Annotated in this window: 10 protein-coding genes; all 10 read left to right on the top strand. The window is 59.5% G+C overall.

The genetic code is table 11. The features are described from left to right. Positions 1 to 119 precede the first annotated feature (119 nt). The 10 genes from T281_RS13810 to T281_RS13765 all read left to right on the top strand — a co-directional run bounded on the left by T281_RS13810 (position 120) and on the right by T281_RS13765 (position 10,128). Positions 120 to 647: a chemotaxis protein CheW gene (locus tag T281_RS13810; protein WP_037240306.1), complete on the top strand. Its 528-nt coding sequence runs from the start codon at positions 120 to 122 to the stop codon at positions 645 to 647. A 55-nt stretch (positions 648 to 702) separates the two neighbouring features. Next, positions 703 to 2,982 (top strand): methyl-accepting chemotaxis protein, encoded by a 2,280-nt coding sequence (locus T281_RS13805; RefSeq protein WP_052037501.1) that lies wholly within the window; start codon positions 703 to 705, stop codon positions 2,980 to 2,982. 158 nt (positions 2,983 to 3,140) lie between these two features. After that, entirely contained in the window at positions 3,141 to 3,995 is an 855-nt protein-coding gene (locus T281_RS13800) for a CheR family methyltransferase (protein WP_037240321.1), read from the top strand. Then, complete coding sequence (locus T281_RS13795) at positions 3,992 to 4,606, top strand: hypothetical protein (RefSeq protein WP_037240303.1); 615 nt, start codon at positions 3,992 to 3,994, stop codon at positions 4,604 to 4,606. Before T281_RS13800 ends, T281_RS13795 begins: the two co-directional genes overlap by 4 nt. A 10-nt stretch (positions 4,607 to 4,616) precedes the next feature. Continuing rightward, positions 4,617 to 5,720, top strand: coding sequence for a protein-glutamate methylesterase/protein-glutamine glutaminase (locus tag T281_RS13790; RefSeq protein WP_037240318.1), 1,104 nt, complete (start codon positions 4,617 to 4,619; stop codon positions 5,718 to 5,720). Beyond that, positions 5,717 to 6,820 carry a methyl-accepting chemotaxis protein gene (locus T281_RS13785; protein ID WP_052037499.1) on the top strand — a complete coding sequence of 368 codons (1,104 nt, stop codon included), beginning with the start codon at positions 5,717 to 5,719 and terminating at the stop codon, positions 6,818 to 6,820. Before T281_RS13790 ends, T281_RS13785 begins: the two co-directional genes overlap by 4 nt. Before the next feature lie 12 nt (positions 6,821 to 6,832). Next, entirely contained in the window at positions 6,833 to 7,627 is a 795-nt protein-coding gene (locus tag T281_RS13780) for a DUF1217 domain-containing protein (protein WP_037240300.1), read from the top strand. A gap of 63 nt (positions 7,628 to 7,690) precedes the next feature. Beyond that, positions 7,691 to 8,560 carry a flagellar motor stator protein MotA gene (gene motA, locus T281_RS13775; protein ID WP_037240286.1) on the top strand — a complete coding sequence of 290 codons (870 nt, stop codon included), beginning with the start codon at positions 7,691 to 7,693 and terminating at the stop codon, positions 8,558 to 8,560. Positions 8,561 to 8,601: 41 nt separating this feature from the next. Continuing rightward, entirely contained in the window at positions 8,602 to 8,964 is a 363-nt protein-coding gene (gene fliN / locus T281_RS13770; RefSeq protein ID WP_052037498.1) for a flagellar motor switch protein FliN, read from the top strand. A 102-nt stretch (positions 8,965 to 9,066) separates the two neighbouring features. Next, the gene (locus T281_RS13765; RefSeq protein WP_037240309.1) at positions 9,067 to 10,128 is read left to right on the top strand and encodes an EscU/YscU/HrcU family type III secretion system export apparatus switch protein; all 1,062 of its coding nucleotides are present in this window, start codon (positions 9,067 to 9,069) and stop codon (positions 10,126 to 10,128) included. The last annotated feature ends 206 nt before the right edge of the window (positions 10,129 to 10,334 follow it).

Genomic DNA, 10,334 nt, shown 5'->3' with positions numbered 1-10,334 from the left:
CGAACATGGGGCCGATATGCCCGACCAGATGCCAGCTTTCACAAGGGCGTCAGCGTCCGTCGAGCCCGTCTTGCAAGCGCAGGGCTAAATCCCGAACATCGTTGCAGAGAGAAACGAACATGACCGAAGCGGCATCCGCAATCCCGAGAAAAAAATCCGTAGACGGATCGTCAAGCGACGGCGCGTCGCAGCAGTTCATCAGCTTTTCCATCGGCGGCGAGGAATACGCCATCGACATTACCGCTGTCCGCGAAATCCGCGGATGGAGCGGCACGACCTCGCTACCCAATCAGCCAGACTACGTTCTCGGTGTGATGAACCTCAGGGGAACGATCATCCCCGTCTACGATCTGAAATTGCGTTTCGGCACCGGTGCGACGGAAGCGGCCAAGTCCAAAATCGTCATCATCGTGGCGATCCGCGACCGGACGGTTGGCCTCCTCGTGGACGCCGTATCCGACATTCTGACGATCGAGACTTCGGAAATACGCCCCGTTCCTGAAATGGATCGCGGCGTCGTGGCGGAGTTCCTTTCCGGCATCGTGTCCGTAGACGGAACGATGGTGGTCGTCCTCTCGCTCGAACACCTCTTCCAGCGAGACTACGCCGACGCGTCTCCCGAAATCGAAGAAGCCTCAATTCAGTAATGCAACGCTTCCCGCGATAAAAGCAGTCAAAAAATCATCGGAAAAAGGTTCCATCATGTTCAATATCGGTACCAAAGCGAAAAAAGTCGCCGGAAGCCTGTTCGGGAAAGACAAGAAACTCGCGGAAGAGCATGCGTTGCTAAGTCAGGTGCGGCGTCTCGCGGATGTCGCCTCCAATCCGCTGATGATCATCGATCGCGACTTCAAGATCATCTATGTCAACGACGCGTCGAAGGCTCTTGTCAGGAAGGTGCGGGATCGCTTGCCGGCGCGCGCCCAGAATCTGGATCCCGATAACATGACGGGGGTCTGCGCGGACATCTTTCACAAGGAACCGTCGCACATCCGCCGGCTGCTCGACGATCCGTGGCGGCTGCCTCACAAGGCCGACGTCAAGGCCGGCGGGCATACCTTCGAGCTTTGCATAAACGCTATCCACGGAGCCGATGGCGCTTATGTCGGAAATGTTTTCGAATGGGCCGATGTGACGGAGATCCGCGACATCATATCGCGCGCGAAGGCCGAGGAGGAAGCCAGTCAACGGCTCCGGGCGATCATTGAGTTTACGCTCGATGGTCACGTCATCACGGCGAACCCCAACTACCTGAATATCATGGGCTTTACGCTGAACGAGATCGTGGGACAGCATCACAGCATGCTCGTGGACCCCGAGATTCGCGGCTCCGAAGCCTATCGGAGCTTTGTGCAGAAATTCGAGCGGGCGGAGTTCTTTCGCGGTGAAGGCAAGCGCATCGCCAAGGGCGGCCGGGAGGTCTGGATCGCGGCGAGCTACAACCCCGTTTTCGACCACAACGGGAAGCCAGTGAAGATCGTCGCTCATGTGACGGACATCACCGAGCAGAAAAAGGCAAATCTCAACTACGAAGCGCAGCTTGCCGCCATCAACAAGAATCAGGTGGTCATCGAGTTCAGTCTCGACGGCAAGGTTCTGCACGCCAACGAGAATTTCATGATGGCGACCGGTTACACGCTGGAGGAAATCCGAGGCCGCGACCACGATATATTCCTCGATCAGGACTTGCGGGGATCGAACGAGGTTCGTGCCATATGGGATCGCCTTCGTAGCGGCGAAGCCTACAGCGGGCAGTTCCGCCGCATCGGCAAGAACGGGCGCGTTTTCTGGCTTCAGGCCAGCTACAACCCGGTCCTGGACTTCAATGGCAAACCCATGAAGATCGTTGAATTTGCCACGGATATCACCCAGCAGAAAATAACCGAGGCTCAACTCGTCAAAACCGTGGCCGATATCCGCAGCGTCATCCAGGCCGCGAAGGAATCGGACTTGACCCGCCGCGTTCCGATCGACGGGAAAAACGGGGATCTGCATGAGTTGTCTCTCGGAATCAACGGCTTTCTTGATGAGATGTCGGCCATCATCGGCTCGATCCTGAATGCCTCGTCGACCATCGCCGCCGCCACCGCCGAAATCGCGACCGGCACGAACGACCTTTCGCAGCGGACGGAACAGCAGGCGTCGAGCCTGGAAGAAACGGCCGCTTCGATGGAAGAAATGGCGTCGACCATCAGGAACAACGCCGACAATGCCGGCCGGGCGAACCAGTTCAGCGTCAATGCGCGCACGCTTGCGAGCGATGGCGGTTCCGTGGTGGCGAAGGCAGTCACCGCCATGTCGGCCATCGAGCACTCGTCGAACAAGATCTCCGACATCATCAGCGTCATCGACGAGATTGCCTTCCAGACCAATCTCCTCGCCCTGAACGCCGCCGTTGAGGCCGCGCGCGCGGGGGATGCGGGCAAGGGCTTTGCCGTTGTGGCGTCGGAGGTCCGCTCGCTGGCGCAGCGCAGCTCGGTCGCCGCGAAGGACATCAAGGCGCTTATCGTCGAGAGCGGACGTCAGGTGAAGGATGGCGTGAAGCTCGTCGCGGATACCGGCACGGCGCTTCAGGAGATCGTTGCCTCGATCAACGGCGCGGCCGATATCGTCTCCGAAATCGCTGCTGCGACCAAAGAGCAGTCAACTGGGGTCTCCGAGATCAACAAGGCCGTGGCGCAGATGGATCAGATGACGCAGCAGAACGCCGCGCTTGTGGAGGAAGCAGCCGCGTCGAGCCGCACTCTCCAGAGCGAGGCGGAGGCCATGTTCGAGCGGCTTTCGGCGTTCCGGCTTGAAAACGAAGCGGGAGCGCCCGCCGCAACAAGATCGGTCGCTCCGAAGACGGTTCAGCAGAAGCGGTCTCCCCGGGCGGGTGAACCGAGGCTGAACGGGGCCCATCGCGCAAATGGAGAAAGCGCCCAGTACTGTGGCACGCGCTCGAAAGCCGCCAACGAAGAAAATGACTGGCACGAGTTCTGATCGCCGATGCCGCGCGGAGCCTGAAATCCGCGCGCCCACCTGAAGTGTCGGGGTTCGCCCCGGCGCTCCTTCCAGACAGTATCCAGCCACGTGAAGCGGCATCAGCCTCTAACACAGATAGTGCCATGCGAGTAAAAGCCGAGCCAATGGAGCGGGAAATGATGAGTTCCGCCTCCGCCACGGAGTTTCCGTTCACGGCCGCCGATTTCCAGACTATCGTCGGCATCGTTTACGAGCGAAGCGGCATTGTCCTTAACGCGCACAAGCGCGACATGACCTATTCGCGGCTTTCGCGGCGGCTTCGCGTGCTGGGTCTCCGCTCCTTCCGGGACTATTGCGCGCTGCTGAAAGGCAGGGAAGGGGACCGTGAGGTCGGCTTTCTGATCGACGCCATCACGACGAACCTCACAAAATTCTTCCGCGAAGCGCATCATTTCGATTTCTTGAGGGAGCAGATCCTCACGCCGGCCGCGCAGCGCAGAAACGGAGAGCGCGCGCACATCCGCCTGTGGTCGGCTGGCTGCTCCTCCGGCGAGGAGCCTTATTCCATCGCAATGGTCGCCGCCGCGCTTCAACGGGAGATGATGGCCGACTGGGATCTGCGCGTACTTGCCACCGACCTCGACACGAACGTACTGAAGAGGGCCAAGGCGGGCGTCTATTCGCGGGCGAGCCTCGAAAGCGTCCCGCCGACGATGCGTGAGACGTTCTTCGACCGGCGTCCCGAAGACCGCAGCTCATCTCAGGTCCGACGCAATATTCAGGATCTCGTGTCCATCAGGCAACTCAATCTGCTGAGCACCTGGCCGTTCCACGGAAAGTTCGACGCGATCTTCTGCCGCAACGTGATGATCTACTTCGATGCCGAGACCAAGACCGCACTGATCGAACGGTTTCATGCGCAGCTCAAGGAGGGCGGCTGGCTTTTCGTCGGCCACTCCGAGTCGCTGCTCGATCATCAGACGCGCTTCAAACTCTGCGGACGTACCGTCTATCGAAAGATCGGACAATGACAGCACTCAGGCGCGCCGTTCACTATCCGCGATCGCGGGTCTACGTCCACCGGCTCGGCACCCATGCGGTGCGCATCCTGCCGGGCGAGACCTACATCGCGGCGGACAAGGATGAATCCATCGTCACCGTGCTTGGCTCCTGCGTCTCCGCCTGCGTCCGGGACGTGAAGGCGGGCATTGGCGGCATGAACCACTTCATGCTCCCCGAAAGCGAGACAGGGCAATGGGGCGACATGCTGAGCGAGGCCAATCGCTACGGGAACTTCGCGATGGAGGAACTGATCAACAAGATCCTCAAGGCGGGAGGGCACCGCTCGCGACTCGAGGTCAAGCTGTTCGGAGGGGCGAATTTCTTCGGCGGCGCGACGTTGATCGGCGACAAGAACGCGAGTTTCGCGCGGCGCTACGTGAAGGATGAAGCGCTGCATGTGGCAGCAAGCGACCTCGGCGGCGTTCTCGGGCGCTGGATTTGCTACACCCCATACACAGGCAAGGTTGCAAGGTTATTCTTGCGCGGCACGCAGAAGGCGCAGGTCGCCGAGGAGGAACGTCGTTTTGGCGTGACCCTCGAAGGTCAGCACGTCGGCGGCGATGTGCAATTGTTTGACTGAGATCGAATTCATGGCCGAGCGCAAACCCATACGTGTCCTCGTTGTCGATGACTCCGCCCTTATGCGGCGGCTCATCACGAGCATTCTTTCGTCCGATCCCGAAATCGAGGTCGTCGGCGCGGTGAACGATCCCTTCGCCGCGCGGGAAAAGATCAAGGAACTAAATCCCGATGTAATAACCCTCGATGTGGAGATGCCGCGCATGGACGGCATCGCTTTCCTTGAGAAGATCATGTCGCTGCGCCCGATGCCCGTGGTGATGTTCTCGTCGCTCACGCGTGAAGGGGCGGACGTGACGCTTCGGGCGCTCGAACTGGGGGCGGTCGATTTTCTGACCAAGCCTGACGGCGCGCTTCAGATAGGGCTCGCGGAAAGGCAGGCCGAAATCATCGCCAAGGTCAAGGCGGCGGCGAGATCGCGCGTGCGGCAGATGCCGTTGCCCTCGAAGCCCGCCGTCCGATGCGGCCCTTATCCACCCGAGAGGATCATCGCCATCGGTGCATCGACCGGCGGCGTGGAAGCGATCAACCATATCCTGCGGGCGATGCCAGCGGACAGCCCGGGCATCGTCATTACGCTGCACATGCCGCCAAAGTTCACGGCAAGCTTCGCGCGCCGCCTCGACGACGTTTGCGCCGTGAAGGTGAAGGAGGCCGAGACCGGCGACGTGGTTTTGCCCGGCCATGCCTATATCGCGCCGGGTCACGCGCATCTGCGCATCAAGAGATCCGCGACGCACTACGTCTGCATCGTCGACGGCGATGACCGCGTGAACGGACACTGTCCCTCGGTCGACACCCTGTTTTTCTCGGTCGCCGAGAAGGCAGGGCCCGAGGCCATCGGCGTCATCCTCACGGGAATGGGCCGGGATGGCGCGGACGGACTGCTCGCCATGCGCAAAATCGGCGCCCGCACGCTCGGGCAAGATGAGGCGAGTTGCGTGGTCTACGGCATGCCAAAAGTAGCTTTCCAGCGCGGTGCGGTCGAGGCCGAAATCGCGCTCTCCGATATGGCGGGGCAGATCATGGCGCTCCTGAGCGGCGAAGGCCGTCGAAAGCGAGCCGCCGCCGCTCAGCCTCATGGGATTTCCTCGAACAGCAGAGACGCGAAATGACTCTCCCCACCGCGCATGCCATCAGCCCCGCTACACTTGTTTCGCTCGAAGCTGATGGCGCCGATTATGAAGACGGGTTCCTTCGAAAGGCGCTCGACTCCGTCGCCGTGCAGGAGGTGTCGCTGAAGGCGCTCGTCAGTGAACTGTCCGATACCTCGCGGGACATCGAAACGACCGTGCAAACTCTCGTCGGTCGCTTTCAGGACATTGCTTCGACGGCGCGCGGGCAGATCCAGTCCGTTCAGGAACTGCTGGATGCCGAAAGCTCCATCGAACTGAACGGCGCAACCGTCGCCCTGCCGGAACTCGCGACGAACATCGCTTCGATCTTCAATCAGCTCTTCGACAAGATCATTCGCTTGTCATCGGGGGCAACGGCGCTCGTGTCGGCGCTCGACGATGTGCAGCAAAAAGTGCAGTCGATGCAGAAGTCGCTGGCGCAGATCGAGAAAATCAACAAGCGGACGAACCTGCTTTCACTCAACGCCAAGATCGAGGCGGCGCGCGCGGGCAGCGCCGGGCGGGGGTTTGTGGTGGTCGCGACGGAGATTGGCGACCTCGCGCGCAGCGTCAACACGCTGTCGGACACCATCAAGCGCCAGATGTCCGAGGTGGCGGAAGGCGTTCAGCGCGGCGATCTGCTGCTCAAGGAAATTTCTTCCATCGACATGTCGCACGAGAAGGAAAAAGCCCAGGAACGCATCCGCGCCATGGTCGACAGGCTGCTCGATCAGAACGCCGCGATTTCGAGCAATCTGTCCACAACCGGAGTTTCGTCGCGCCATATCGAGGAGGCGGTGGCCTGCGCGGTGAGGGAACTGCAATTCCAGGACCGCGTCACGCAGCATATCCAGAATATCTGCGGCGCGCTTGCGCTTCTCGCCGTGAAGAACGCCGACCTCGTAAAGGAAGGCTTTGCTGAAACGCGCGTTTCCGCCGCTCCACCGCACGCCACGGCACTACTCGAAGAGGTCGCCCGGACATTCTGCCTGAGTGGAATGCGCGAGCGTTTCGCGGACGCGACCGGCCTCCCTATCGACCGCAGCAAACCGGAACCATCTGCGGAGGCCTTTGGCGACGGCCAGGTTCAGCTCTTTTAGGAGGCTTGCATCATGACTTCTACGCTTACGACGTTTCTTTCGATCACAAACAACTACAGCAAGTGGACCGAGATGACCGCGGCGGAACCTTCCGTTGCAAGCAAGACCGCATATTACAAAGCCAATATCGGCAATATCACGTCCCCCGAGGAACTCGTTGCCGATTATAAGCTGTTCTCCTACGCGCTGACAGCATATGGCCTCGGAGATCAGGTTTACGCAAAGGCGCTGTACGAGAAGGTGCTATCCGAAGGAGCCGATAGCAAGAGTCTTGCCGCCAAACTGGGCAACTTGGGCACTATGGAACTCGCGAAAACATTCAACTTCGAGGAAAATGGTACCTCGACGACGACATCCGACGCGGTTCAGAACGATGTCGTAGATCTGTATCTTGCCCAAACTTTGGAAGAAAAGCAGGGCGAGGCGAACGAAGGCGCACAGATGGCGCTTTATTTCTACCGAAACGCGTCGAAGATCGACAGTGTGTACGATATCCTCGCCGACAAGACGCTTCTGAAGACCGTCTATACAGCGCTCGGCCTCTCCGAATACACAGCGGCGATGGATATCGACAAGCAGGCATCGCTTCTCTCCAAGGCGCTGGATCTCAGCGACTTCCAGGATCCACAGAAGCTGACGAGCTTTATCGCCAAATTTTCCACGTTATACGATTCGGAGAACAACAACACCGCCAGCGACTATGTCAGCGCGCTGTTCGGGACGTCATCCAGCAACGGCGTGGTGTCGTTCAGCGTCGACCTTCTTTCCCGCGTACAGGGTCTCTCGCTCGGCGGAGTTTGGCGCTAGCAACGCGGGGTCAGCCCGGCGCAAGCGACTCAGCCATGATGCAACCTGAAGAGGATTGAGATTGTGAACATCGCTCTTGGACTATTCGTCACCTTGGGTTGCATGCTCGCCGGCTATGTCTGGATGGGCGGCCATGTCGCCGTCATCTGGCAGCCTGCCGAGTATCTGATCATCTGCGGTGCAGCCATTGGAACCTTCATCGTCGCGAATCCGATGAAGGTCATCAAGGACACAGGCAAAGGCATCGTCGATGCGCTCAAAAATTCGGAACCCAAGGAATCAGACTACCTCGCTGTTCTCGGTTTTCTCTACGCGTTGATGCGGGAATTCAAGAACAAACCCAAGAGCGAGGTCGAGAAACATATCGACGATCCATCTAAATCATCGATTTTTGCCAAGTACCCCGAAGTGCTTGCAAGGCCGGATCTGACGCAATTCATTTGCGACTATGCCCGGCTGCACATCATGGGGAACGCGCGGCCAGCAGAAATCGAGGCGCTGATGGACGAGGAAATCCAGACCATTCGACACGACGGCTTGAAGCCCTATCACGCGCTCCATGCCGTCTCGGAGGCTTTCCCGGCGCTTGGTATTGTCGCTGCGGTTCTGGGTGTCATCAAGGCCATGGCGGCGCTCGACAAGCCGCCGGAAGTACTGGGTGAACTCATCGCTTCCGCGATGGTTGGCACTTTCGCCGGTATCTTCCTGTCCTATGCGGTCGTCGCCCCAATCGCGACAAAGCTCAAGACGGTGCGGGAAAAGCAGCTCCATCTTTATATGCTCGTAAAGCAGACATTCCTCGCCTTCATGAATGGCGCGATGGCCTCCGTCGCGGTGGAACACGGGCGGAAAATGATCTCGGCCCATGAGCGCCCCACCATCAATCGCGTCGAGGAGAGCCTGACAGGGACGCCTGAGGCAAAGGCGGCCTGAAGTCGCCCGCCTCGCACTTAACCGAATGACACGGGATACCGATGATGCAGGAAATTATCTCAGATGAAGTTCTCTCAGTTGGTGGCGATGTCGCTGAAGAAGTTAGCAAAGCGGCAGCGAGCCTGATAGGGCTTGGCAAGGGCAGTGATCCGGGCAGTCTCGAAAGGGTGTTGCGCATCCCGCTCTCCCTTAAGGTTTTGCTGGGCTCCGCATCCATGCCGATCTACCAGGTGACCAAACTGGGCAGGGGGGCGGTCATTCCTCTTGACCGCAAGGTAGGCGATCCCGTCGACGTGATGATCAACGGCAGAATCATAGCAAAGGGTGAGATCGTGGTGCTCGACGAGGAAGGCTCCCGCTTCGGCGTTACGCTCACCGAGATGATCGACAACACGAAGCTATAACGCTGCAGCCGTTTTCACTCTTGATGGACCTAAAAGCGCGGTCCAGTCTCGCAAAACCGGTGTGCGCGGTGAACGGCCGTGCCGTGGTCGGAGGCCAGGCTCTTGGCAGATAGCTCCGAAACCGACAACAAAACCGAGGCGCCGAGCGAAAAGCGCCTCCGCGACAGCCTCGACAAAGACGGCGGGCCGTCGTCCCGTGAGGTGAACTCCGCCGCGGCACTGTTCGCGCTCGTGCTCTTCCTGATGACGATGGCACCGGCGGATTTCGGCGAGGCCGTCAAAAATCTTTCCGTCTTCATTGAGGATCCGTCCGGGTTCAGCCTCGAAAACGGCGCGGACGCTTTCTTCATTCTCCAACTGGCGGGCCTGACGATCTTCAAGTTTGCGCTGCCGCTTGTTCTCATGTTGCTGGCGGCCACATTGCTGGCGTCCTTCGCTCAGAACCCGCCGACGCTGATATTCGACAAGATCATGCCCGATCTCTCAAGGATCTCGCCCCAGGCGGGGCTGAAGCGACTATTCGCCTTCGACGCCGTCGTTGATCTTCTGAAAAGCTTCATCAAATTCGGAATTGTCGCGATTGCGTTCTACGTCTCATTCGAAGGGGGCGCTGCGGCGCTGCTCGTGCTTCAAACGGACGCGGGCAATACAGTCGAACTGGTCAAGCGGCTTGCGTTCAAGGCCATTCTCATCTGCGCCTTTGCCTGCGCCGTGCTGGCCGCAGCTGACGTCTTCTGGACGCGTGTCCGATGGCTGGGCAAACTCAAGATGAGCCGACAGGAAGTCAAGGACGAACACAAGCAGTCCGAGGGCGACCCCATGCTGAGGGCGCGGGCGCGTGCGATCGCGCGCGCTCGCGTGCGGCGAAACATGATTACGAATGTGCCAAATGCGACCGTCGTGATCGCCAACCCCACCCATTATGCCGTCGCGCTGCGCTACGTCCGAGGCCAGGACCGAGCGCCGCAGACGCTGGCCAAAGGCAAGAACAAGCTCGCGCTGAAGATACGAAGCATAGCGGAAGCAAATAATGTCCCGGTCGTGGAGAACAAGGCTCTCGCGAAATCGCTGCATGACGCGGTGCGCGTCGATCAGCCTATTCCGCCGGAATTCTACAAAGCGGTGGCCGAAGTCATCATCTACATCAACAAGAAAGGGGGGTAGAGGGGCAAACGGGTCGCGTCCTTGCGTGGATGATCGCGCGCGCGAACAACGCTTTGAGTCTCTTCGATTGCATCAAAGCCATAACTCTTTGGCGCGCTTGCGAGAGAGGGCACGACGATTCCCGCGCGGTCCGAGAGGCGGCTTCCTTTTTTTAATGCCCCATGCCAACAGCTGGTGATTGCACCTGCGCGCTGGTTCGGTCGCTA

The sequence above is a fragment of the Rhodomicrobium udaipurense JA643 genome (genome assembly GCF_000636015.1).
GTDB classification, from domain to species: domain Bacteria; phylum Pseudomonadota; class Alphaproteobacteria; order Rhizobiales; family Rhodomicrobiaceae; genus Rhodomicrobium; species Rhodomicrobium udaipurense.
Note: the sequence above shows the minus strand (reverse complement) of the source record. Positions and strands in the feature narration are given on the sequence as shown.

Bases quoted from the DNA above. Each gene is read 5' to 3' on its own strand.
- T281_RS13810 (WP_037240306.1), top strand. From the start codon at position 120: ATGACCGAAGCGGCATCCGCAATCCCGAGAAAAAAATCCGTAGACGGA.
- T281_RS13805 (WP_052037501.1), top strand. From the start codon at position 703: ATGTTCAATATCGGTACCAAAGCGAAAAAAGTCGCCGGAAGCCTGTTC.
- T281_RS13800 (WP_037240321.1), top strand. From the start codon at position 3,141: ATGATGAGTTCCGCCTCCGCCACGGAGTTTCCGTTCACGGCCGCCGAT.
- T281_RS13795 (WP_037240303.1), top strand. From the start codon at position 3,992: ATGACAGCACTCAGGCGCGCCGTTCACTATCCGCGATCGCGGGTCTAC.
- T281_RS13790 (WP_037240318.1), top strand. From the start codon at position 4,617: ATGGCCGAGCGCAAACCCATACGTGTCCTCGTTGTCGATGACTCCGCC.
- T281_RS13785 (WP_052037499.1), top strand. From the start codon at position 5,717: ATGACTCTCCCCACCGCGCATGCCATCAGCCCCGCTACACTTGTTTCG.
- T281_RS13780 (WP_037240300.1), top strand. From the start codon at position 6,833: ATGACTTCTACGCTTACGACGTTTCTTTCGATCACAAACAACTACAGC.
- fliN (WP_052037498.1), top strand. From the start codon at position 8,602: ATGATGCAGGAAATTATCTCAGATGAAGTTCTCTCAGTTGGTGGCGAT.